The organism is Paenibacillus sp. J22P165 (assembly GCF_059692015.1).
Genome location: NZ_JCAUAP010000016.1, coordinates 25,739 through 50,769, shown reverse-complemented (window position 1 = coordinate 50,769; position 25,031 = coordinate 25,739). Strand labels below are relative to the sequence as shown.

Here is a 25,031-nt window from a genome sequence, read left to right as displayed (position 1 = left end):
ATGGAAGCTCCATTTAGGTTAGTATGTACTCTTCCATCATTGATCGAACTGTTTCAAGATCATTAAACATTATCATATCTATAATGGAAAGCCAGGGTACAAAATCATTATTAAACTGTTTATACAATATAGGTTTTGACTGTATAAAACGTAAATCAATACCATTTTCATGAAAAACCTCTTTTGAATAAAGTTCAACTCCACCAATGGTGTTTAAGTAGGTAGTAGCTTTAAGTTCGTTACATATGGCTACTACCTTGTCTTGTCCCTTTAGTGAATGATCGATATTAATTTCAGAGGAAACGACTATTTTGGTTAGAAGAGTAAATTTATACAAGATCTCCTCTAATGAATGAAAAATGTATTTAAATAAATTAATCTCATCGAATAGTATAGAATCCTCAACTAATTTAAAGTTCTGTGAAAAATAAGGTGCTTTTTGATAGGCACCTCGTAACTGATTAAGCAGTTTTTTCTTATTAAAATCTAATGCAATCTTTCGCTCCACAACATTTAAATAATCAGAATCATTTTTTAGCGGAATACTAAAATAGGAATCCGCACCATTTTGTAGAAAGCGATTGCGATTAAACCATCCTTTTTTCGTATATTGTATATTGTCATAAATAACAAAAGTATCAACTGCATTTATTAATTGAAAATATCCAATATAAGGCATAAAATATGGTTGCATAATGGCTATTTTCATACTTCCTCCGCTAATCAAGCCTTAACAACATATAATAAAGCATCAGAACCATATAAAACATGATGAGTATGGCTAATATCAACGTTAAGTAGTGCTGCCATCGACTTTACCATAGCAACTCTGGTTTCATTACTAACTGAACTAATACTAATTTTGTTAATTTCCCTATATCCTGATCCCGCGAGTAATTTTTCAATCGCTTCGTAAGATGCAAAGTTTTTGACTACTTGATTATTATCAAATATTGTATTATCTATGGATACTAAACTGATGATATTCGTTGCACTAAATGGATTACTCATTATAAAACGAAGCTCACCACCGTCAGATAGAAGCATTCTAATATTAGTAATCATTAATTCGGCCTTATCATAATCTTCGATTGGCTTACATACGAAAACATAGTCAAATGTCTTCTCACTATATACTTTAATGAGCTCTTCTGTATTTTCTGCTATGTGAATATTCTCAAATAATTTATTTGAAATTTCAATAAACTGTTTATCCGTGGAAAAATTATAAAGAGTTACATTGAGATTAGCCGTTTCTTGAAATTTGTTTTTGATGAGATAAGGCAGCATTCCAAAGCCAGGGTTAATACATAGCACATTGACCGTCTTATTTTCCATAAAGTCAAAATTAGCTAATAATTCTGTTTCATGATTTTGATAATCATTCCACGGATCTAGTTTATTCTTTTGCTTAAATATTTCTCTACTTATTTGAAGTGAATTACTTTCTTGTCTGGCTTCCCCTAAGGATATACTTCCAAAGTGGTGGCAAAATGTATCTTTTGCTAAGATTAACTTGTACCCGTTTACACGAAGTTGTAGTGAAATATCATCATCACAAAATTCACCATACTGATACAAACGATCATGGCATAGACCTTTTCCAAAAACCTCCATGCGAACTACATGTAAAAAAGGGCATAACCGCTCTCTTTCAAACCATTGATCTGGATTCGACACATTATAATCTATCGCGAATTCATGCATTTGTTGTATTGTTTTATATGTCACAGGAATTGCCTGATTGTTAGAAATAGCATTCGTTGTCGGTACTACCATTCCTATATTATCGTCAGAATCCACACATTTCAAAAGGTTATCCAGCCAATTTTCAGTTACAATTACATCATTAGAAACTGCTGCAAGAACCTGACCTTGGACTGCTCTTACCCCCATAAAATAAGCAAGCATCGCACCGGTATTTTTATGAAAATTAATTACTTTTTTATTCTCATGCTCAACACTCTCAAAATATGCTTTGGTGCCATCGCTTGAGCCATCATTAACTAATATAAGCTCATATTCAATGTTCTTAGTGTACTTTAAGATTGATTCAACACATTCGACTGTATATTCAAGCTTATTATATGCACATACCAATATGGATACAGGAACTTTATATTTCCCTGTCTCAAGAGACTTTTTTGCATAGAGATTGGCATTAGCAATAGTAAACTCATTCCTATAATACACATCCATCTTGTCTGTAGATGGATACACTAATCCAAAAAAGTATATCTCTTCTCTTAATTCTCTTATTAAAGAATACAATGTAAATTCAACTAGTATAGCTAGCTTCCCATCTGTATTCTGGTTATTTTCTTTAAAACAATCATCTATACATAACGATATATTCTCTATTAAATTTGCCATAAAACGTGATTGAACAATTGCTTTTAACTTTGCTATATTCCCAAGTAATACATTCATTGCATTTTGTACTTCCTCAAGTAAAGGGATACAAGTACTAAAATTACCTTCATTCGTACTTATAATTGAAGTTTCAACTTTGGATATCATGATATCCAAAAGTTGAACTATTCTTTCTAAATAGTTAACATCATTGAGGTCTGATATATCCTCGGAAATAGCATTTTGATGTAATTGTTTAACATGTTCTAGGTTGTTGATCGCAGCTTCATGATTAGGGTCTAACTCAAGGGCGTTAGAGAAACAAGATATTGAACTTTCAATCTCACTTGCATTAAAGCATAATGCACCCTTTAAATTCCAAAAATCTGCAGAATGCTCAAATTCCTTTTCATATGACAAAATTAATGAAAGAGCTTCTTCTAAATTATTTGAAGTAATATACTTTTCAATTTGAATTAAGACGCTATTACTCATTTGGATGTACCCTCTTTTCGCCGATATAAGTTCTATAATATATCCCACCATAATATCGACATTTGATTCTCAATTAATTAGAAAAAAAGACATAATTCTTATAATTCTGATATAATGTAAATAATTTCAACAATTTTCGCAGCTAGATTTAGCTTAATAAGTTATGTAAGACATAGGAGTGTTCTAATGCCTTTTTTAAGCTTGTGTATGATTGTTAAGAACGAGGAAAGCCATTTAGCTAGATGTTTAGAGAGTGTTACAGACATTGTTGATGAGATCATTATTATTGATACAGGTTCTACAGACGCTACTAAAGAGATTGCTTCTAAACATACTAACAAAATTATTGATTTTACGTGGGATAATGATTTTTCTAGTGCTCGTAATGCCTCTATCCAAACTGCTACAGGGACTTGGATTATATATCTAGATGCTGATGAATTTATTGATCCAACTTTAGCTCAGGAACTCAAGCTTTTCTTAAAAACCCAATCTACACACACTCCAACTGGAGTTATTGTTCCTGTTTATAATTATGTTGGCGAAAAAAATTCCGGTAAAATATCCGAATCTAAAGCTATGCGAATATTTACTAATAATCATAATATCCATTTTATTCGACCCATTCATGAGCAGCTTCACTGTTCAAAAACAGCTCTTCAAGTCAGGGAATACTCATTCCCAATTTATCATACAGGATATTTGCAAGAAATGATTGAGATCAAAGATAAATCATCAAGAAATTTAGCTATATTTGAGTCCATGTCTCAAAAAGGAAGTCTATCCTGCTACGACTGGTTCACTCTTGGCAATGAATATAACGCTCAGAACCAATCTCAGAAAGCTTTAGAATGTTACTTAAAAGCAAATGTTCCTTCCGAAAAACAAAAAAGTTGGATGCCGTTCTGTATTGGAAGTTTAATTAACTGTTACATTAACTTAGAAGAGTACTCAAAAGCTTATAACTATATCAAAACAGCGCAACAACAATGGCCAATTTCCTGTGATTTTCACTGGCTCGAAGGTTTTCTATTAGCTAAACTTGGCCTAGATTCTTTTGCAATTGACTCCATTAAAACTTGTCTTCATTTAGCTGATGATTCTAAATACCCTGAATCTGATAGAGTACTTATTAGTCCTAACCATGCAAGCTCACTACCTCTACAACAATTATCTGTTCTGTACATTCGTCACTTTGAGTTTAATGAAGCTATAGCTACATTATCCAAACTGATTTACGTAACTCCAAATAATAAAATGGTACTTAAACAATTTATTCAAATTTTGATTTCCTTTAATCAAATTGATGGTCTAGTACCACTCATACGCAACATCTATCCAACTCCTCAGCCATTTCAATTAATTATGATTTTTGAAGTATGTATTGAGCTAGGTCTGAAAGATATGTCAAAATCCTATTTGAAACTTATTAAAAATCAACTTATAGAATTACCTTTGAGATTGGAACTACTATATTCAATTCTTCATGAAGACAAAGCCCAATTTCATAAATGCTCTAATCTTCTATCGAAAAATCTACTTGATCCCGATATTAGTTATATGTCAGCTTTACTGTGGGAGGAAAATAATCACGCATTATTAATAAATTCGATGAATGAAGATGATCTTAGTCAAATTTATATGAGATTTTTCCATGCTCAACAATTTGAATGCTGTGACAAAATAGTTCAAGAGTCCAAAGATGAGTCCCTATTAAATAAGCTAGGAAATAATTTCTTTAGTAATCGCCAGTACGATTTAGCTATGGACTTTTATTCCACATTAATACATCAAGATGCTTTATTGTCTACTGGTTATGAAAATATAGGGCGTTTATACATTTCTCAAGGAGATTACGTGGAGGGGCTTGAATTTATTAATAAAGCTACTGAGCTAAGTCCTAGGAATGTTGCTATTCATACCTTTTTAATTAGCAATCTAACTGACAAAACACAACGGGAGCATACTTTACGTGCAATTCAGGAAAACTTTCCAGGACTGGACAATTTCCCGCTTCTATAGGGAGGACATATGGATAAATTGCTAACGCTTTGCATGATTGTAAGAGACGAAGAAAAAGTACTTAATAGATGTCTAAACAGTGTAAAAAGTTACGTAGATGAAATTGTTGTGGTAGATACTGGTTCTATAGATACTACTAAACAGATCGCACTTCAATATACAGATCAAGTATATGATTTCGAGTGGATTAATGACTTCGCGGCAGCTAAAAATGCAGCTATTCAAAGAGCTACCTCCAAATGGATTTTAGTCCTGGATGCTGATGAATACGTGGATTCTACACAAATGGACCGTTTACTTGACATGCTAAAACAAGCAGATCATACTAAGCCACTAGGTTATATACTTACCATTTACAACTATACAGGTTCTATAAGAGATGGAAAGATGGTTGAATCTACAGCCCTTCGACTATTTTCAAACCATCCTGATATTTATTTTGAGCGCGCTATTCACGAACAAGTTGTTTATCGTCATGGTGAGTTTGAACAAATTTATTACCGATTCTCTATTTTTCACACAGGATATACTCACGAAACGAAGCAAGAAAAGAATAAATCAAACCGTAATTTAGCAATTTTCGAGAAATTAAAAGAAACTCGTCAGTTTGATGAATATGACTATTTTACATTAGGTAACGAGTACTTCGCTATTGGTGACTTGAAGAAGGCACTCTATTATTATAAGAGAGCTACGACAAAAAAATCGGAAAATCAGGCTTTTATGCTCCATTGCCTAAATCAAACCGTTGTCGTATTAATTGAGACAGACCGTTTATCTGAAGCATTGGAAGTTGTTGAAGCTGGACTTACCCGGTTCCCTGCTTATTCAGATTACTACTGTTTTAAAGGCTTAATTCTAGAAAAAATTGGACTCACAGCTCTATCCATAAAGTGGTTCGAGGCTAGCTTAAAAATATCAAGCTCCCCACCTGGGAAAGATGGTCGCTATTGGCTTGTCTCTCCAAACTACGGAAGTATAGTTCCCTTGGTTCATCTTACAAATTTGTATTTATCAATGTCTGATATCCCTCAAACAGTAAGCGCTTTGACTAAACTAATTAATCTCAGCCCTGGCGACTTAATGGTACTTTATCAACTCTTAAACATATTATCCCAAAATGAGACCACTACCTCTATTATTGAATTTATGGAAAAGATCTTTATTACTCCCTTACCCGTTGATATTATGCAATTATTCCAAGTAAGCTTACTTTTAGGAAACAAATCATTGATAGATCATTATCAGCAGAGCTGCAACCACATAGATATTACTCTATCTTCACAGTACCTATTACTTGTAGCGTTAATTAATAATAGTCAGAAGGAATTTGCTGCAATTGCACAAGCAATGCAACAACAAGAACATAGCGAGCATAATAATAAAGTATTTACTTTAGCAAGTATCATCTGGAAACAACCTGGCTACGCAGAATATTTGTGTGAAGTAAATGAAGAAAATCCGCTCCAAAAAGAATTTCTTCTAAGAGTAGTTGAGATTGCTTTATCAAAATATGATAATGATCATATTCCTCAGTTGGATGGAGTCCAACTTGATTACATAGCAACTTTATTGATTGATTTATTTAAATTTGAATACTTCGATGCCTATGATCAATTTATTAAGAATTTAAAACCGTTTTACAATTTATTAGCCAACTCACTAGGTGATCATTTTTACGCTCAAAATCAAATTCAACTATCTCTGGACTACTATTCCCTTCTCATGCAGAAAAATGAACTTGGCGCTATTGGGTATACCAATATTGGTAAACTGTATATTAACCAAGGAGATGAAGAAGAAGGGCTAGAATTCATAACCAAGTCGCTCGATATTAATCCATTACAACCCTCCCTGTATTGCTTAATTTTATCGCATTGCACTGATGTTATTACATCTAAAAGTGTTCTGGATAGATATAAACAACACTTCCCTCATTATTATAAAATTTTCGCGAATAATTTTCAGTAAGCAAAAAGAAGACCGCATGGAAGCATTAAATGCTTCCATGCGGTCTTCTTTTTGCTAGTAGTTATTTTCTCTGGTCAACAAAGTAACCTTCTGACTGTAAAAAATTATTTTGATAACTATTTCTAAATTGATCAAAATGAGTAAATCTATCTCTTTGAACTTTGATATCTGCTTGAAACCTATTAAGTTTATTATTGAATAACTTCTCAAGCATCATGCATTCATTTACTAATTGTCTGATCTCATCACTTTTGGGGACAACTTGATATGTATTTAATTCTTGGCAAAGTTCAAGTTGTTTTAATTGCAAAGATTCCAAACTCACTAACTGATCTTCGTCCTCAATATTAAGTTCTAACAGCTCTTGCGTTGTTTGTTTTAGTTTTAGCAACAAGTCAAGTTCAAGGGATTCTTGTTCCATCATGATTGCACTTTGGCAACGCTATGAAGCTCCTTCATTGCCGTTACCCAGGTATCACGTAAATCTGAGATGAGGTCTATGCACTCCTGTAGTGCACTCTCGTCTTGTTTAAAATTTGCATGAAACAGGCGATTTTTCACATACTCATAAATTTTTTCTAGCTGACTAGATATCTCGTAATTATGATTTAACGTAATAGTTAGCTCATCAAGAATGTCAATAGCCTTCTTTATATACTCGTTTTTTGCGCTAATCATACGGTTTTTAATACTTACCACTGCTTGCTTCATAAATTTAATACAACCATTAAACAGCATTGTCGTAAGTTCCCAGGGAGCAGCAGTGTTGACTTGCATTCTAAGATATGTTTCCTGTGGTTGAAGATTCATGCAAGTACCTACCTTTTCTCGTCAATTGTCAGTCCATTTATTTCTTGAAACTTTGCAATTAGATCAATTACTTTCTCATTAGGTATTTCACGAATAATTTCATCTGTTTCCGAATTGATTACTTTAACCAAAATCTGCCCCGTCTTTTCATGCACACTATACTGAAACTTATGCTGTATACCATCCAGAGATTTGTTGGCTTTCTCAATTGCTTGAATTATTGCTTTATCCGAAATCGTCAGCTCATACTTTTGTTTATGCATCAACGGTTCAACTGATTCTCCACCTGAACTTATAGAACCAACAGAGTTAGTATTTGCAGTAGAGCCTGTGTATCCAGCATACTCGTTACTTCTTTTTACTCCATTCGACAAATTAATGTCCATTCATATACTCCCCCATTTTTCTACCCTAAGTATTGTGATAGTGAACTCATTACCGAATTGCTCTTGCCGATTGCTGTATCCATTGCTGCAAACATTTGATAATAGTAACTTTCTTTTTTAGATATTCTAGCATTTAGATCTGAGATGTCTCCATTTAAATCAGTAATCCGTTTCCCAATAATACTTGTCACATTATCCGTTGATGTACCAGAACCACCTGCTTTTTCAATAACTAAAGATATGGACTTAGATACTTGTTCATACATTTTCTGAGCGATTCCATCGGGTTGATTTGAAAATGTTTGTATAACTGCATCTGGATCACTACTTAGTGCTTTTCTTAGTTCATTTTCATCTAGAACTAACTTTCCAGCCTCAGTGTTTGATGAAGCATTATACATTTGTGTAGAAATACCTATTTTATAAAGAGCATTGTATGTCGTAGTTGGTGAGGAGTTTACAGAAGCACTTACAAGAGATCTCATACCGTTAAGTGCAGATTTTAATATATCATCATTACGAAGGAGTCCACTCTTTGCCTTCTCTTCCCACAACTTTATGTCTGCTTCTTTCATATCAGTTCTTTGATCATCGGTTAAAGGGGTGTAACTACGGTATTTGTCTTCTTTAACTCTTTTATTGAGTAAATCAATAGCATCATTATAAGTTGTAACAAAATTTTTTATTTTATTAACCGTACTATCAATATCTTGGCTAACTCCCACTGTAACAGGACTAGTCGTTACTTGATTGAGTGTATAGGTAACTCCACCTGAAGTGAAAGTGTTTGAACTTCTTGTTGAAGGTATCCCATCAATATCCACAATTGCGTCTTTTCCAGGATTGACATTAACCGAATTCAAACCCAAAGCGTTTAATAGCTTACCACTTGTACCAGACTCACTCATTGTTACTTGAGAGTTAGCGCCTGTATCCTTACTTGATACCGTTACCCTATCTGTAGCAGCGTCATAGGACATATTAACACCTGCTGATGATGCGTTAACTCTTGAAATAATTGTACTCAGACTTTCTGATGACGCATAAGTAATTTTTTGTCCATTAATTGTAAATGATAGATCACTCGATGCTAAATTTAATGCTGAAACAAATTGATTTTGATTATTTAAACCAACATTGAGGTCTAATCTATTCGTCTGATTATTTGTAAAGCCAATAGCACTCATCCCAGTATTCCCTGACACAGAATTCACTGTAATTTGCTGTGGTCCAGTAAAATTGATATTCCCCGCAGAATTAGTTACAGTAATTTTACCCGCTCCAAAACTATTGTTAATCTGAGTTTGGATTTCAGCGGCCAGTTGGTTCTCATTATAAGTTCCATCTTGCAAAGTAATCGTCCTCGAAATCCCACCATAATTAACTTTGAATGTATTATTAGTAGTAGCTGCACTAATAGCTGTTGATGCACCCACCGCACTACTTCCGGTCACTGAATTCTTAGTAATTGGTGAATTTGTATACGATGTTGCTGCTGATGCTAAAGTAGATACAGATACACTGTGTGAGACAGCATTAGCAGAACCATCCGATTTAACAGATACTGCTGTACTTGATGAAGTCGCAGTGAACTGTTTCCAATCTCCTGACAATCTCATCGTATCAAGGTTCTTCTGTAGTCCCGATAGTTTCGTATTTATTTCTCTATATAAATCTGATGTCCAACCTAATGTCGTTTTTTTCTGTTTTAATTTATCAACGGGAACATTTTCTGCTTTCATGAGCTTTGTTATTAAACTTTCAATATCCATACCTGAATTCATTCCGGTAACGCGATTAACCATTCTTATCACACTCCTGCTAATTATTCCTTACTATATTTATCGTATTTTTGTTAAGGATTATGAAGATTATTTTCTAGGTTCTTTAATCTAATCAATGCTTCGTTGTAACCATAACTTGCTGAATTATTGTAATAATAAATAGCCTTTTCTAAATTTCCTATAACTTCGTAAAAAACAGCCAAGTTATATGCAGCTTTAAAAGTTCCTACTCCCACAACCGAACTATACTTGTTAGTTTCTCCAATATTAATTGCTGTTTTAAAATTATTTTCGATAGCATTAATATTACCCGTATCCATTGCTAAAAGACCAAGTAGGAAAGATATATCTGGAAATTGCGGGTAGAGAGGTAGATACTTTTGCAGTACATTCACTGCATCTATAAATTTGCCTTGTTCTTTCAGAACGTACCCCAACATTACAATCATTACAGGAAAGTATAAAGCTGATGTTTCATTTATATGTAAACTAAGAAAGAGCTGTTGCTCCGCCTCAATATATTTTTCTATACCATAATATAATTTACCAAGTTGATATCTCATATATCCATCATTTGGTTTTTTTTCTAAATGAGTAATATACATAGCTAAATAACGGCTTGCTTTATTCTTTTCACTATATATCTCTTTACTATAACCATAATGAGAAATCGAAAGTTTCGTATCAGCAAACGCCGCTACTTTCTCATCACAATAAACTTGTTCGTGCACAGATCCCCTAAACTTAAACTCTTTGCGATTAGGATATAAACGTATCATCCTATGATGTTTTATTCCATCTTCCATTTCATTATTTATTACAACCGCGCCTGCTTTGTTTGGATATTTCCTAATAAATTGCTCAACTATAGCTGAGCAGTCAGAGGGTAATTCTTCGTCCGCATCAAGTGCTAGAATATATTCACTCGTTGCGTAAGAAGCGCACTGGTTTCTCGCATCTGAGAAGTCATCACGCCAAACATAAGTAAAAACCTGAGCTCCATAGAGCTTAGCAATTCCAATACTATTGTCGCTCGACCCTGTATCCAACACAATAATCTCGTAGTCCGTAGGAATACTAGCTAAAGATCTGGGTAATTGCTGCTCTTCATCTTTGACAATCATACAAACAGTGATTTTCATATGTCCCCCTTATTAAATAAGAAGCCCATTACAATGTAATGGGCTTCTCCAGAACAAACCACTAAATTTTAGCGTAGCAATTGAAGCACACCTTGAGTTCCTTGGTTTGCTTGTGCTAGCATCGATGTGGAAGCTTGTTGCAGGATGTTCAATTTCGTGTAGTTCATCATTTCTTTTGCCATGTCTGTATCACGGATACGGGACTCAGCTGCTTGTAAATTCTCAGTTGTTGATCCTAGGTTGTTGAAAGTGTGCTCCAATTGGTTTTGTGAAGCACCAAATGCAGAACGAGCGGAGTTAACTTTCAAGATATCCGTATCGATGTTAGCAAGAGCTGTACTTGCAGAAGCCATAGTTGCTAGGCTTCCAGCATTGATGCTCAATGAAGTCAATTGGATATTTTGCAAAGAAATTGTAACAATGTCTCCGCCTTTATCACCGATTTGAATCGTAACTGCAGTAGCACTGTTAAGTACTTTGATTCCGTTGAAATTAGTTTGCTTAGCAATATTATCGATTGCTGTGCTCAAAGATTTGAACTCGGAATCAATCGCGGAAAGGTCGGAAGCATTGTATGTACCGTTTGCCGCTTTAACTGCCAATTCTTTCATACGGGAAAGCATGTCGGAAACTTCGTTCATAGCGCCCTCAGCAGTTTGTACTAAGGAAACACCATCTTGTGCATTGGATTGAGCTTGGTTAAGCGCACGAATTTGTGTACGCATTTTTTCGGAGATCGAAAGACCAGCAGCATCGTCAGCAGCACGGTTAATTTTGAAACCGGAAGCCAATTTCTCACTGGATTTACCTTGAGAGATGTTGTTTGTTTGCAAGTTACGGTGTGCGTTCATTGCGTTAAGATTGTGATTGATAATCATTGGATAGTTCCTCCCTGAATTGTATAATTTCCACTTCCATGTGGAATAGGCTTATTGCCTTACTATATATATATCGGAATACAGTATTATAAATTTAATAGCTTTTCTAATTATTTTCTATTTTTTTTTTAAAATTCGACATGTTTTTTAATAGCGCAGGGTCTATCTTCCCTTGTGAGGCTTTAATATTACTAATTTGTATAGTTTCATATACCTCCTTCCTTAATATGTTTACTTCCTTAGGAGCTTGAATACCAATTTTGACCTGATCTCCATCTATACCGGAAATGATAATCTCTATATTATTTCCTATTAGTATTGACTGTCCCTTTTTCCTTGATAAAATTAGCATGATTTATTCACCACTTTCAGTCGAACCCGATGAGAAAAGAGGCTCATTTGTTTTATAAAGACTTTGGGGTGGAAGAACAAGTTGTCTGCCTAACATCGTTTTGGTGTTAATTACGATTGGGGCTAATAGATTGATTGTTGAATCGGCAAACGTTTCGTAAATGGTAATAATTGAAAGTACAGCAACTTCTTCCTCACTTTCTACTTGAAGTATCACTTTCACCCCTTCTTCTAGTTCAAAAGAATACTCCTCTTTAAATGAAAATGGAGAGGTTACAAGAAAAGAAATATTTTCATCTTCAATACTCTGCAAATAAGCAAATGTTTCATTCTCCTCAATTACTTGAAGATTAAAGTGGTTTAACTCTTCGAATCCAAGAATACTCCCTTGAAGTTGTACGTTTTGACCATGTAATATTTGTAGCATTTCCCTTATCCTCCTTGAAACACACAATGCTATAGCTCAATTAGCTATAGCATTTATATTTAGTGATAAAAATTATACTCACTGACTTGTATATTAATTGAGTTCATCTGTTTCATATAAATTTCAACAGATCCTGGATTATATTGAATATCCGGCTTTCTAGGTGTGTAATTAATATTTGCTTTTTGCGGCTGAATATCAATAATTGCAGCCTTCGCATTGTAATTCAATTTTACGTTGAGATTTGAAGCTTCTGTTACATATTCTAAGGGATTAGTAGCGTGGAGATTAGAGTAGGCTATCTCCGCAAACGCATTGCTGTGATTTGTAATCTGAGCCATCCGATTTCCTTCTTCCACTTTTTTTGCTATACCTTGAAGAACAATGCTCGATGACTGACTATATATGTTACTCATGAATTGTAAATGAGGACCCATTGCCAGTGCTTTTAATGCTTCTGTAGAGTCAATTTGCAATTCACCAGGCTGTTGTTCTATGCTCATTGCCGCCCTAGGTTGTTCAATTGATAAATCGCCTCGCGGTGATTCCATCGTCTGACTTGCATTATGTGTATTAATACCTATTTGTCCATTTACTTGGCTGATTGATAAGCGAAGAAAACTCACCTTAATACCTCCAACTAACTATCGAAGATAATCCATTAAACTAGGCTGAATAATTTTTGCACCAACTGACAGAGAGGCTTGATACACACTTTCATCTGATTTCAATTTAGTAATTGTCTCAGCAATGTCCGCATCTTCCGTTAAAGCGTCGAGACTATTCAAATTTAAATCAAGGTCTTTTATACGATTATTAATAAGATCAAGTCGGTTTGTTCTAGCTCCAACCTCAGATCTCACTTCAAGTACTTTGCCAACTCTTGCTGAAAGTTGATCATAAAGGGATGTTGCAGTTGTTTGATCACCTGCAGTAAAAGCAGCTTGCAACCCCTTCAAAACTGAAAAGAGATTATCTGAATCAGTTGGCTTTCCAAAGACCTCAGTTCCAGTTACATTCAAAGGAATGACTACTCCTGCGGCGAACTGCGAAATAATTTCTCCGGTATCTGTGGATTCAGTTGCTGCTGCAGCAGATGTATAAGGTTTAATGTCAGTTTTCTGACCATTAAATATATATTTACCATTTAGTTGATCATTTCCTAGCGTAACTGCTTGTTCATAAATCTGCCCCAATTCTTCGGCTATCGCGTTCAAAGCTGTTTGAGGATTTGTTCCATTTAATCCCTTAGTTACAAGTTCGTTTGCTCTTTGAACAAGGTCACCTACTTGACCAAGCACTGTATCCGTATGATCTACTTGTGATACAGCAGCATCTACATTTTTCTGATATTGATCATTAATTGATAGCTCACTGCGATACCTCAGTGCATAAGTAATACCTACAGGATCATCTGAAGGTTTATTGATTTTTTTACCAGTAGATAGAATGTTTTGATTCTGTTCCATTCTGACTAAATTATTATTCATACTTCTGAGCATCTGACTATGCATCATACCTTGCGTTACACGAACACTCATACTTAGTTACCTCCCCTTACATATTAACGACCTACAGTCCCAGTCCCATTAATAAGTTTCTCCAATAATTCATCGAATGTTGTCATAAATCTGGATGCTGCACCGTAAGCATGTTGGAATTTGATCATATTGGACATTTCTTCGTCTAAAGATACACCACTTATTGACTGTCTACGTGAATCCACTTGATCTACTAATGCCTGCTGATTAGTAGTTTGACGAGTTGCTTCTTGGCCTTGTACGCCAAGCTGTCCAATAACCGAACGCAAATAATCATCAATTGTACCTTCCGTAATTCCATTGGAAGCAGTCGTATATTGAAATTTATTATCTTTTAATTGGGCTACTAGAAGTGCTAAAGTATTATTTCCTTTAATCGCAACCTCACTCGCACCTGTTCCTTCTGTTCTTAAAGATGTAACAATCTTACTTGCGTCATTTGCAATTATAGGATTTAAAGTAATTGAACCCGCTGTAAAACTTCCACTTTTAGAAGTAAAAAAATCAGTTCCTACTGTAACGGGAGTACCAAATGTATACCCTAATTTATGAAGACCGTTTATTCCCGCAACGGTTACAGTAAGATCTGATGTTAAAGTTCTTGAAGGTCCAGAATATGTAACTCCATTGAGTATAGTGCCTTCCGGAATTACAGAACCCGATGGAATCTTAATCGTAACATCGCCATTTGCTATACTGTTGGCAATAGTGTCCAGCTGTGTCTGGTAATCAGATACATATTTATCTCGTGATACAATCATCCCAAACACCTGGCCACTCTTTAAATCTCCAGATCCATCTCCACTTCCAAAAGCGTCCTGCAGTCCAGCAACAGTTGTTTCTGTGAAAGAATTCCCTGTCACTAAATTTGCATTGCCCATGTTTATTGAGTAGCCTCTAGACGTATTTGTTACTGTAATATTTACTATCTTGGATAATTGATCTGTCAAAAGATCGCGTTGATCTCTTAAATCGTTAGCGTCGTCTCCTAATCCCTCAACACGATATATTTCATTGTTTAGACTAGATATTGAGCTAAGTTTAGTATTGATCTCACTTACTTTAACTCCGATATTGGCCGTTAAATCTGAGTTTAAATCGCTTAATTGTTTACTCATTTGATTTAGTGCATCGGTGAGTGCAATTGCATTCTCACGTACAATCTTACGGCCTGTTGCGTTTTCAGGATCTTTGCTAAGATCAGACCAAGAAGCCCAGAACTTATCCAATACCGTTCGAAGTCCTGTATCAGAAGGTTCACTCATAATTGTCTCTAGTTTTTTTAATGTATCCGCTTGAATTTCCCAATTTCCTAATGATTTGTTTTCATTACGGAATTGATCATCTAGGAATGACTCCCTGATCCTATTTATCGAACTAAACTCTACACCTGTGCCTAATTGCCCTGGAGCATTAGAACGAGTCAATCCTGGATATTCCATAGGTATGGAAGCATTCATATTTACTACCTGACGGGAATAGCCCTCAGTGTTAGCATTTGCGATGTTATGCCCCGTTGTATTTAAAGCTGCTGTTTGGGTAAACAAGCTTCTCTTGGCTGTTTCTATTGAATGAAAGGTTGATGTCATTTAATACACTCCTTTACGCTTTGGTGTCAAATAATCCCTTTCGAACTGCGTTCGTGCCTAAGTGACTTGGATGTTGGTAAAATGCATCTTGCTCTGGCGTCTTCACAAACAAGTCCAATGTAAAATCTATGAGGGCTAAGGATTGTTTAACTAGTTTTTGGTTAATTTCATTTTGTTTCTTCATATCTGTAATACTTTTAAATAACCTATTCTGGACGTCACTCAAAGCAATTTTTTCATCAGCTTTAAACAATATCTTGATTAGATCACTGATTCTTACTCTTGGATCTGGATTATAACCGCGTGATATTAAATACTCTCCTGTAAGCTGTACTCTCATTCGATCAAGCTCTTCTATTTGCTTAATAAGCTTATTTTCCTTCTGAATAATACTGTTAAGCACATCAACTTGATTGTTAATTAATACAGGTGTTTTTTGTCCGGCCAATTCTAGTAGTGCCTGATGCACCACAATTAAGTTTTCAAGAGTTTCCAGCAACTTAGCAATATTCACATACATTCACCTATTTCTTTAAAATCCTACTTATTTAAGATAAGGCAGCAATTTCTCTGCAATCTTCCCCGCATCTACATGATACGTGCCCGCTGCAACAGAAGATTTCAGTTGTTCAATTCGAACAGACTGCTCTTCTGTACGAATCCCTTGAGCTCCAAGAAGTTCCTTCGCTTCAGCGGAAATTTCCACTTGATCCTTGGCTTTACCTTTCTTGCCAACCGCTTGAGCGTAATTGGCATCCCCTGTTTTCTTATAAGAATTGACTGCTCCGATGCGCCCATTATCATTAATTTTCATACTATAACACTCCTATGTTCTCTGACCTAAAAAATAAAAAGCCGATAATCGTTAAACATATTATCGGCAATTCTTATATAAAACTTTAGATTTTCTATGTATCTTTATTTATGTCGATCTCGAAGGCGATCCTTGATGTTAAAACTCAACTGATTCTCCTTCTTTTCGTTAGCGACCCTGCGCATTTCATCTTCCGAATTATTGCGTACGTCCTTAACGAGCTTCATGCGGCAAGGTTCACAGATTGTATTTTCACGGATTAACGTTCCGCACACTTCACATGGGTAAGACATATTAGGCGCATTCACAATAGAAATACGACCTTCACGAATAAACTTGGTAATTTGTTTAACCGTTACACCTGTTGCTTCGCTTAAATCATTTATATTGACACCCTTAGACTCACGCAGGTATTTTACGCATTTCTCATATTGCTGTTCCAAATCCTTCATGCAGTTCGGACAAAACTCTGCGAAGCCTTTTACAAATATCTTCCCACAACGCGAACAATTCACCACATTCATACCCATCTTGTGCCCTCCTTTAGTATTCCCAGTTCCCACTTATTAATTCCAGTTTACCGCAATTCGACAGCTTTTGCCTAATACTATTTTCATAATAAACAATACCTTCCCGCATCACCTTGCCCAAGTAAGTCCATAAATTTCGACTGGAATCGACACAATCTCCCTTAACGCCATCGCGCATTGATTCATCGTACTTCCTGTTGTATATACATCGTCCACGATATATATAATTATGGTCGACTCACCCACTTCTCCAATTTCACGTTGACCTTTGACATCCAATTCAAAAACATCCGCTAGATCGTCAATCCTCTCACTGCGGTTCTTAAAGCTTTGCTTATCTGTGTGCTTAGAACGATTGAGCAAACTTATGACCGGGATACCTACTCTTCGCCCTAACTCACTAGCCATCTGTTCCGCCTGATTGAAGCCACGTTCTTGCATACGGCGATCACTAACGGGAACATAGGTAATGAACTCGCGCACCTGCCCAATCGCTCCCCTCTCCAGCTGGATCAACTGAAACGAATGGACCAACATCTGACCAAACACAGTCTTCAAGCGCTCATCTCCTCGATACTTATATCTAGCCAAAAGCTCTTTCATGATCTCATCATATCGAACAGCACTTCGGCTTCTAGTGAAATGGGTGTGAGGTTTTCGACGACAATCGGGACAGTATTCGCCCCTTCCACAAGCTGAACAAACAACCTTACGAATCCACGGAATTCGGGCGTAACAGACGTGACACAACCCTAACTCATCTCTTTCCAGATTGGTCTTCTGTTTGCATAATAGACACTCTTCCCGCTTAGGCCCTAATAGCGAAAATAACGCGTCCCCTATCTGTCTCCACCATGGGTTCATCCCTTGCCTCCTTGTAAAAAGCCCTGTTTGCGAGCAATGCGATTCATCGTTCGAATCTGCCTCACGGCTTCTTTCTGTGATTTGGTTATTTCGGCAGCAAACAAATACACCTTTCCATGTGGGTCATCCTTCGACCTTCCAGCCCGTCCTGCCATTTGAACAAGTGCTGCTTCATCAAATAACTTCGAGTCTGCATCTAAAATAAAAACATCCGACTGAGGCACGGTTACACCTCTTTCAAGAATGGTCGTAGTAACCAGTATACGAATCTCCCGATTGCGGAAAAGCTGCACTTTCTCGGTACGCGATATATCTTTGGAAGAGGTGCCCTCTACACGAACTGCCGCATCACCTTTTAACTTTGTTCTCAATAACGCTACCATCGGCTCAACGAGCTGGATATTCGGGACAAAAATAAAGACTTGCGCTCCACGTTCAATGGAAATTTTTAATCGAGATTGAATGGATAGTGGAATGGATTGTGCAGCGATGGACTTTCTTAGTGTAGGAGTCGTCGTTAATAGCGGAACTGGCAGGGGATGTTTATGAAAACGTACAGGCACCCGCACATGGGGTAGCCGGCCGCGTTCGGCGGCTTGCCGAACTCTTGTTGGGGGTGTCGCCGACAGCAGAATATTCGTCCCCCTAGGTTTACATACTTTGTCTGCAGCATAGCTAAGCATGGGGTTATTGTGGTACGGGAAAGCATCAATTTCATCGATGATAACGAGGTCAAAAGCTTGATGGAATCGCAACAACTGGTGCGTTGTTGCGATCGTGATTTGCCCTTGCTCCCAGCGCTGCTCGCTTCCTCCATACAGCGTGACCACGCTGTATGCAGCGAACGCCCGCTGGATGCGCGGTTCTAGCTCTAACACCACGTCTTTGCGTGGTGTAGCAATAAGGACACGCCCGCCACGTGCGGCGGTGTAATGTATGAACGGGAAGATCATTTCGGTCTTCCCGGCTCCCGTAACAGCCCAGATGAGGAACTTTCCTGGGCCATCAGGTTGCTTCCCTTGAATGTAGCTCAGTCCCTCAAGGGAAGCATGAGTTTGGGCATCGCTGAGTCCCCAAGGCGTTATGTAGGCTTGTAGATCTTGCTCAGCCTTTGCAAAAGAAGCAGCATCACCTGAGCCTCCTAGAACAAGCAAAGAACAGGAACGGACCCTGCCCATCGTGAGACACTCCTCACAATAGGGACAGTCTTGTCCACAATCCAAGCAAGGTGACCAGAACATCCTTGCTTCCCCGCTACCGCAGCGTTTACATGCGTAATGCGAAGCTTTCTTAAACCACCTTCGCCAATTACGTTTTTCATGAAGAAGTAAGCCATCTGTGAGCGTCACATCCCCATTGAGATAAGCTAGTTGCATATAGGTTGGCCACGAATTCTCTAGCCCCATTAATTCAGCATCAGAAGCCTCAATTAACTGCTGAACTTCATCTACTAACAAAGAACGCCCTCTGCAGGCTTCAACGAGTCTAACATATACGCCTGGTAGCAACTTAACTTTAGGAACACGTGCGTCACGCCATGACGCGTAGTCAATCATTTCCGAAGAGTAATCCTGTGTCACCATGCCGAGCGTCGCAGCTTCCCGCCTAACCATTGCAAGTAACTGACTCTCATTAGGAGGCTTAGAAGCGATTTCAATTGACTTCTTTCGCAACTCCTTGAGCAGTCGAATCCCTTGCCCTAATGAAATAAAAGGTTCGAACAATACGATGCCGGCGTCGGCTGCGTAATGCTCGAACCAATATTGGATATCTGTTTGGGCGTGTATTGTAAATTGCCATTCCCATACATTTCTCTTGCGAACGGCATAGATTTGAACCTTCATACCTCACCGTACTCTCTTCTTAACTTCCTCATTTGAAAGCGTTTACCATCAGATTACAGGGATTTTAACGAGATCCTCCCTATTGCTAAGATGAACGAGTACTACCGGATCTTCGTCATGCTGACTTAGAAAACGATCAACAGCATCATACTCAGACTGAAAACGCAGCTCTAACGCATAAGTCTGGGATAAACGCTCAATGATCTCTCTCGTATCATCCGACGAACCCTCATCAATAATCGTTGCCTTGACGTGGTTGCCCTTTACACGCGAAAAGAAAAATAACGAGCGAATTACCCACTCAATCTGATTTTGATTATTTTTGGTAACAAGTAAAATAGTGGCCGGTTTCTTCTTCGTCCCTTTACGGGTACCCATTAAGAGATGAAGCACAACAATACTGAAGCCATAGCAACCGAAGATACAAAGCAATCCAATCCACATAGCGGGTCCCTCCCTTACCTGCAGTGTATGCGGCAGAGCAAAGGGGGGTTCCTTTAGGCACAGAAATGAAACAGTCGGGAAATTACAGTGTTACCCAACCATTTTTGATAGCAATAATTACCGCTTGTGTACGGTCATCAACTTCCATTTTCTGAAGAATACTACTTACGTGGTTTTTCACCGTTTTCTCACTAATGTACAAAAATTCGCCAATCAATTTATTGCTTTTACCTTCGGCCATTAGACGAAGCACTTCTGCTTCCCTTTTGGTTAATGGGCTATTCGTATTATGTATGTATTTCAGTGCGGAATCCTTAACTCCAGTGCCTGTCCCAACCACACCAGCGTCATCCAAGTATGTCATACGTCGAAGTTGATTAATAAGCTTACCTGTTACCTTTGGATGAATGTAGGCATGTCCTGCAACAACCGAACGAATCGCGTTGATTAGCGACTCCGCTTCCATATCCTTCAGTAAGTAACCTGAAGCCCCTTTACGCAGCGTTTCAAACACATAGCTCTCATCATCATGAATAGAGAGAATGATGACCTTAATATCAGGAAAGATCAGTTTCAAGCGTTCTGTCGCGATAACACCGTTCTCAAGGGGCATATTAATGTCCATCAGAACAATATCTGGCGTGATTTGATTACATAGTTCAATGACTTGGATCCCATCGCCACACTCACCGATAACTTCCATATCATCTTCCATATTTATGATTCTTTTAACACCTTCACGAAATAGCTGATGATCGTCTGCAATGACAATATGCACATTGCGTTTATGACTCCCCGTGTTGTCCATTCTGATTATCCTCCTTGTTCTCTCCAACGCCGCCGATAGGGATGAGCATCGTAATTTTTGTTCCTGAATCTTTCTCAGACTCAAGTACCATCGTGCCTTCTAGTAGCTCTACACGCTCTCGCATTCCCAGTAACCCGAAGTTATTTCCCTTGGCTATTCTTATTTCTGTTAGCTTCACATCAAAACCAATTCCGTTATCTACAACGTAGATTTGTACTTGATCATGTTCTAACGTGAGTTCTACAGACAAGAAGGTTGCTTTGGCATGTTTGTATACATTTGATAAAGCTTCCTGCACCAATCGGAAAATAGCAACTTCTAACCCTGATGGTATACGTGCCTCTTTCCCAACCAAGTTGAATTGTGTGTGGATTCGATATTTATCTTCGAAGTCCTGCACATATTTCCGTAATGTAGGTACAATCCCTAAATCATCGAGCGCCATTGGCCGGAGGTTGAAGATAATCTTCCGAACCTCCTCAAGGCCATTTCTGACTTGCCCCTTTAAATCGACTAACTCATCCTTAACTGCCGAAATATCCTCCTTCAAGAGCATGCGATGGGCAATTTCGGTCCTAAGCACGACGTTCGCCAACGTTTGGGCCATGCCATCATGAATTTCTCGTGCGATTCGTTTGCGTTCTTCCTCCTGAGCCAAAATAATCTTCAGCCCAAGTAGTTGTCGATTCTTAGCAGACTCAATTATTCGTGTTAACTGATTGAGATCTCCTGATAAATATTCCAATGCCACATTCATCTGTGAGACGATCGTCTCAGCACGTTCTACTTGCTTGTCCACATTTTTCATGCGAACCTGCAGGTCATTGCGTCGGTCTTTAAGATTATTCTCTTTTTCCCGTGCAACAGTTAACTGTAATTGAAAAGCGATAGCGGCCTCATAAGCAATCTTGATATCTTCTTCTCGATACTTGTTGAAATCACGGCTAACTTCCGTGAGCCGGATCCGCGACCTCTTGTATTCTTTTTCTAACATATCCACGAGATCAATCGTGACACCCGTCTCATGCTTAATGTCATTCAGCTCACGAGCAAGCGACTCTTTCTCTAAGCGTGATGACTCAGCAATTTCAAATAATTGATACTTGCTGCTTTCCATGACGTTAATGGCGTTGGTTATGACCTGGTCTATAGCGTCTGGTTGCACATGAAACGAGCTCCTTTTAAAAAACTATATAGTAGTAAGTTGTCTACCCCATATTGTAGCATAGTTTTTCCTATTTGCCGTGTACTTCTAGTACTATTTATTCAATAGAAATTCCATAATTCTGGGGATCCCAGCCTACTTTGAAGCCTAATCGCTCCGAAATCAGTCGTAATGGGACCATAGTCACATTATTCATGATCGCCGGTGCCACCTCAGCCGTGATTCGACCGCCATTGACAATAAGATCAGCTTGATCAATCCATAGGTCAATTAGTTTATCTCCACGTATGACGGTTACCTTACGTTCTTTGTCATCCCACTTCACTGTACCACCCAGTGCCTCAGTAACGAAGCGAAGCGGAACCAAGGTATTATCTTTTACAATTGTCGGTGCTTGCTCTAATGTCATTGGTTTACTATTCAGCGTTGCTTGCTTTTTGTTTACTGTAAGTTTAATTGCATTCTTCGGAAGAGCTGGTAGTTGTCCTTTATAAATAAAAGAAATATCGTCAATATTAATTTTCCCTTTAGTAGCTCTTTCATCCTGTCCGTTGGCCGGATTTGCGACATAGATACTTTTGACTAAAAGGGGAGCTTTCAGATCTGATACATCTGCTGTCACCTTACGCCAGCCTGTCCAGTTCATATTCTCCGTAAAACTCACATAGTTCAATTTACCGTCAGCATCTATGACTTCAGCACGAACCCAATTGAAGCTGCCATCACCCAGGACTTTCGCCGTAATAAATTCTGGTTGACCCTCAATAGGCGCACCATTTCCGTTATTAAACTTCGCATATGCTGCTTTTGTGCCTTGTCCCTTTGAGAAATCATAGGCGATTTCCAAGTTCTTGTTCCCGTTGTTTTGTGTAATATTTACCGTAGAAACAACCTCTGCCGGATATTTATCACCTGTCGTCATTACCGCGAACTTATCAAGATCATACCAAACCTTCTCCTGCCCGACTGGCAAAGTAACCATTGTACTATACCCATCGTATTTCGCGATAACTTGAGCCGTTTGTGCCCCAGCCGTACTATCTACATGCAAAATGCCGTTGGTAATCGTCCCCTTGACTCCGCTAAGCTCCCAAGTAGCTGATGCCGCGGGTAGGTCTCGTGTTGCTCCACTTCGTGTTGTAACGGTTATCGGAAGCTTGAAATCGCCCCCCTCCGTCAAGGAGAATGACCCTGAGCTGAAGGCCATTGATGTGATCTGATCACGCCCGACAACCTCGACATCCATGGTCGCTGATCCTTTACCCGATTTAGCAACAATTTGCGTTTTCCCTGGTACCGTTGGTGTATAGACATTATCTTTAAAAGAACCATTTGCAACCGTACTGCTCCACTGTGGAACAATACCTGTAACTGCTATTGGATTATAGTAATCATCATAAGCTTTAAATTGATAAGTGCTGGATTCATTCATAAATAATAAAGATTGTCCTTGTAAAATAAGACCTTTCAACTCACCTTTCGGTGCTGTCGTATACACACCTAATCCATTCGCTACGGCACGTTGATTGCCATTTTGCGTTTTGTTCACTAGCTTCGGATCCACATCGCCTAACGGCCTAGATACCATCTGTGTTGAACCTCCGCCGTCAAGCACCATACCCCTCCAAACACCTGCATCAATCATGAATTGCTGCAATTCTGGAAGTGTCATTCCCGCACTATTACCGCTACGATCCGCTGTTATTATATAAGCCTTCTTCAAATCCTTTGAGTAACCCACAGCTGTACGTGAAACTGGACTATATCCGTTAAAATCATTAATATTCCGCGTAAAATAACTCGGCTTCGCCTCATCTACTAGCAATGTGCTGCCGCCGATGAGCATTTTAAAGTTTTTCCAATCATATGTCTTGGAAGCATCGTGTGGAACCATGTCATATTTCGTCGTAACTTTGTCTCCAACCTTGAGATGTTTCACAATAAATTCTCTAGCCAATCCAGAGCCTCTTAGGATATAACCATCTGCAGGAGCAACCATTTTTACATTCGTATCAATTTGAATCTCCTTGACGATATCATTCTGGATAAGTGCCTCCGTAGGTACATGTGTACCGTCCACAGCACGCTGTGTCATCGCCCAAGCGCTTGTATAAAGGAATAGGCCATCTGCAATCAAGGGAACATCGTTATCATCCCAGTAGAACGTCTTATTCACGCCACCAAGCTCGAAGGATGTACCATCCTTAGCCGTAACCGTACCTTGAAAATCAAAAATATCAATAATCGGCTGATTCGTCTTCGTAATAGCAAAAGAATAAAGTCCCGAAATCTTAGCTGGCGTCGCCATCACTTGTCCATTTGTGATCTGCGCTCCCTCAGGTACTCCCTCTGCCTGCGTATTGTAGAAATCACCATTTACCCCAGCTACTGCTCCCGTATCCTTTACCATGCCAAGGACGCTCTGATTCTTAGTGAACTGGTTCTTTGTTCCTGCCATTGCGTCTATCTTTACGTTCGGGTTCGTCAAATCAACCTCGATCACATTAGCATTCACCGATACTTCTTTATTACTTCGTGTTGTTGTCCATACATAGTTCTTCATAATTGCGCCTGATGTAATCGTCTCCTGCGAGCTCAACGTCAGCTTCGTGCCCGCCGCGTTCACCGTAGTTCCCGAAACCAGCTGCCACACCATAGCGCAAGCCAATGCAGCTATTCCTACTTGCCTCTGTACCTTCACGTTGCCATTCCACTCCTCTTTGATCTAATTCTTCCATGTCTATCATTTAGACGATAACTATATAGACTCTTAAACTATGGAAAAAGTTACGATATTCTCCATGTTGTATTCAT

General features: G+C 38.1%; 24 protein-coding genes. 2 read left to right on the top strand and 22 right to left on the bottom strand.

Features of this window, described 5'->3' with window-relative positions:
- Nucleotides 1-13 precede the first annotated feature (13 nt).
- Nucleotides 14-709: a WbqC family protein gene (locus tag AC58QM_RS30550; protein ID WP_497288533.1), complete on the bottom strand. Its 696-nt coding sequence runs from the start codon at nucleotides 707-709 to the stop codon at nucleotides 14-16.
- A 14-nt stretch (nucleotides 710-723) separates the two neighbouring features.
- Nucleotides 724-2,847 carry a glycosyltransferase family 2 protein gene (locus AC58QM_RS30545; RefSeq protein ID WP_497288532.1) on the bottom strand — a complete coding sequence of 708 codons (2,124 nt, stop codon included), beginning with the start codon at nucleotides 2,845-2,847 and terminating at the stop codon, nucleotides 724-726.
- Nucleotides 2,848-3,033: 186 nt separating this feature from the next.
- Between AC58QM_RS30545 and AC58QM_RS30540 the strand changes: the two genes are divergently transcribed.
- Nucleotides 3,034-4,869, top strand: a complete 1,836-nt coding sequence (locus tag AC58QM_RS30540) for a glycosyltransferase (protein WP_497288531.1) — start codon at nucleotides 3,034-3,036, stop codon at nucleotides 4,867-4,869.
- Between the two features lie 9 nt (nucleotides 4,870-4,878).
- A complete protein-coding gene (locus AC58QM_RS30535; RefSeq protein ID WP_497288530.1) occupies nucleotides 4,879-6,840 on the top strand; it encodes a tetratricopeptide repeat-containing glycosyltransferase family 2 protein in 1,962 nt (653 codons plus the stop codon).
- 61 nt (nucleotides 6,841-6,901) lie between these two features.
- On the opposite strand, the gene AC58QM_RS30530 is transcribed toward AC58QM_RS30535, so the two are convergent.
- From AC58QM_RS30530 to AC58QM_RS30435, 20 genes are all read right to left on the bottom strand, one after another.
- A complete protein-coding gene (locus tag AC58QM_RS30530; RefSeq protein WP_497288529.1) occupies nucleotides 6,902-7,264 on the bottom strand; it encodes a hypothetical protein in 363 nt (120 codons plus the stop codon).
- Entirely contained in the window at nucleotides 7,261-7,650 is a 390-nt protein-coding gene (fliS, locus tag AC58QM_RS30525) for a flagellar export chaperone FliS (protein WP_497288528.1), read from the bottom strand. Before fliS ends, AC58QM_RS30530 begins: the two co-directional genes overlap by 4 nt.
- Before the next feature lie 8 nt (nucleotides 7,651-7,658).
- Nucleotides 7,659-8,036: a flagellar protein FlaG gene (locus AC58QM_RS30520; RefSeq protein WP_497288527.1), complete on the bottom strand. Its 378-nt coding sequence runs from the start codon at nucleotides 8,034-8,036 to the stop codon at nucleotides 7,659-7,661.
- A gap of 20 nt (nucleotides 8,037-8,056) precedes the next feature.
- The gene (fliD, locus tag AC58QM_RS30515) at nucleotides 8,057-9,841 is read right to left on the bottom strand and encodes a flagellar filament capping protein FliD (protein WP_497288526.1); all 1,785 of its coding nucleotides are present in this window, start codon (nucleotides 9,839-9,841) and stop codon (nucleotides 8,057-8,059) included.
- A gap of 50 nt (nucleotides 9,842-9,891) precedes the next feature.
- A complete protein-coding gene (locus AC58QM_RS30510) occupies nucleotides 9,892-10,962 on the bottom strand; it encodes a tetratricopeptide repeat-containing glycosyltransferase family 2 protein (RefSeq protein WP_497288525.1) in 1,071 nt (356 codons plus the stop codon).
- 68 nt (nucleotides 10,963-11,030) lie between these two features.
- Complete coding sequence (locus AC58QM_RS30505) at nucleotides 11,031-11,840, bottom strand: flagellin N-terminal helical domain-containing protein (RefSeq protein ID WP_497288524.1); 810 nt, start codon at nucleotides 11,838-11,840, stop codon at nucleotides 11,031-11,033.
- A gap of 106 nt (nucleotides 11,841-11,946) precedes the next feature.
- Nucleotides 11,947-12,192: a carbon storage regulator CsrA gene (gene csrA / locus AC58QM_RS30500; protein WP_497288523.1), complete on the bottom strand. Its 246-nt coding sequence runs from the start codon at nucleotides 12,190-12,192 to the stop codon at nucleotides 11,947-11,949.
- 3 nt (nucleotides 12,193-12,195) lie between these two features.
- A complete protein-coding gene (fliW, locus tag AC58QM_RS30495; protein ID WP_497288522.1) occupies nucleotides 12,196-12,618 on the bottom strand; it encodes a flagellar assembly protein FliW in 423 nt (140 codons plus the stop codon).
- Nucleotides 12,619-12,677: 59 nt separating this feature from the next.
- Nucleotides 12,678-13,244, bottom strand: coding sequence for a DUF6470 family protein (locus AC58QM_RS30490; protein WP_497288521.1), 567 nt, complete (start codon nucleotides 13,242-13,244; stop codon nucleotides 12,678-12,680).
- A gap of 18 nt (nucleotides 13,245-13,262) precedes the next feature.
- Nucleotides 13,263-14,159, bottom strand: a complete 897-nt coding sequence (gene flgL / locus AC58QM_RS30485; RefSeq protein ID WP_497288520.1) for a flagellar hook-associated protein FlgL — start codon at nucleotides 14,157-14,159, stop codon at nucleotides 13,263-13,265.
- Between the two features lie 23 nt (nucleotides 14,160-14,182).
- A complete protein-coding gene (gene flgK / locus AC58QM_RS30480) occupies nucleotides 14,183-15,748 on the bottom strand; it encodes a flagellar hook-associated protein FlgK (RefSeq protein ID WP_497288519.1) in 1,566 nt (521 codons plus the stop codon).
- Between the two features lie 13 nt (nucleotides 15,749-15,761).
- A complete protein-coding gene (locus AC58QM_RS30475; RefSeq protein WP_497288518.1) occupies nucleotides 15,762-16,262 on the bottom strand; it encodes a flagellar protein FlgN in 501 nt (166 codons plus the stop codon).
- Nucleotides 16,263-16,292: 30 nt separating this feature from the next.
- Nucleotides 16,293-16,562, bottom strand: coding sequence for a flagellar biosynthesis anti-sigma factor FlgM (gene flgM / locus AC58QM_RS30470; protein ID WP_497288517.1), 270 nt, complete (start codon nucleotides 16,560-16,562; stop codon nucleotides 16,293-16,295).
- 104 nt (nucleotides 16,563-16,666) lie between these two features.
- Nucleotides 16,667-17,092 (bottom strand): flagellar protein, encoded by a 426-nt coding sequence (locus tag AC58QM_RS30465; RefSeq protein WP_497288516.1) that lies wholly within the window; start codon nucleotides 17,090-17,092, stop codon nucleotides 16,667-16,669.
- A gap of 108 nt (nucleotides 17,093-17,200) precedes the next feature.
- Nucleotides 17,201-17,650: a ComF family protein gene (locus AC58QM_RS30460; protein ID WP_497288515.1), complete on the bottom strand. Its 450-nt coding sequence runs from the start codon at nucleotides 17,648-17,650 to the stop codon at nucleotides 17,201-17,203.
- Nucleotides 17,651-17,952: 302 nt separating this feature from the next.
- Nucleotides 17,953-19,800 carry an ATP-dependent helicase ComFA gene (locus tag AC58QM_RS30455; protein ID WP_497288514.1) on the bottom strand — a complete coding sequence of 616 codons (1,848 nt, stop codon included), beginning with the start codon at nucleotides 19,798-19,800 and terminating at the stop codon, nucleotides 17,953-17,955.
- Nucleotides 19,801-19,848: 48 nt separating this feature from the next.
- Entirely contained in the window at nucleotides 19,849-20,244 is a 396-nt protein-coding gene (locus AC58QM_RS30450) for a hypothetical protein (protein ID WP_497288513.1), read from the bottom strand.
- A gap of 82 nt (nucleotides 20,245-20,326) precedes the next feature.
- On the bottom strand, nucleotides 20,327-21,052 hold the full coding sequence (locus tag AC58QM_RS30445; protein WP_310501079.1) for a response regulator: 726 nt from the start codon (nucleotides 21,050-21,052) through the stop codon (nucleotides 20,327-20,329).
- Nucleotides 21,030-22,217: a sensor histidine kinase gene (locus AC58QM_RS30440; RefSeq protein WP_497288512.1), complete on the bottom strand. Its 1,188-nt coding sequence runs from the start codon at nucleotides 22,215-22,217 to the stop codon at nucleotides 21,030-21,032. Before AC58QM_RS30440 ends, AC58QM_RS30445 begins: the two co-directional genes overlap by 23 nt.
- Before the next feature lie 97 nt (nucleotides 22,218-22,314).
- The gene (locus AC58QM_RS30435) at nucleotides 22,315-24,918 is read right to left on the bottom strand and encodes a stalk domain-containing protein (RefSeq protein WP_497288511.1); all 2,604 of its coding nucleotides are present in this window, start codon (nucleotides 24,916-24,918) and stop codon (nucleotides 22,315-22,317) included.
- Between the last annotated feature and the right edge of the window lie 113 nt (nucleotides 24,919-25,031).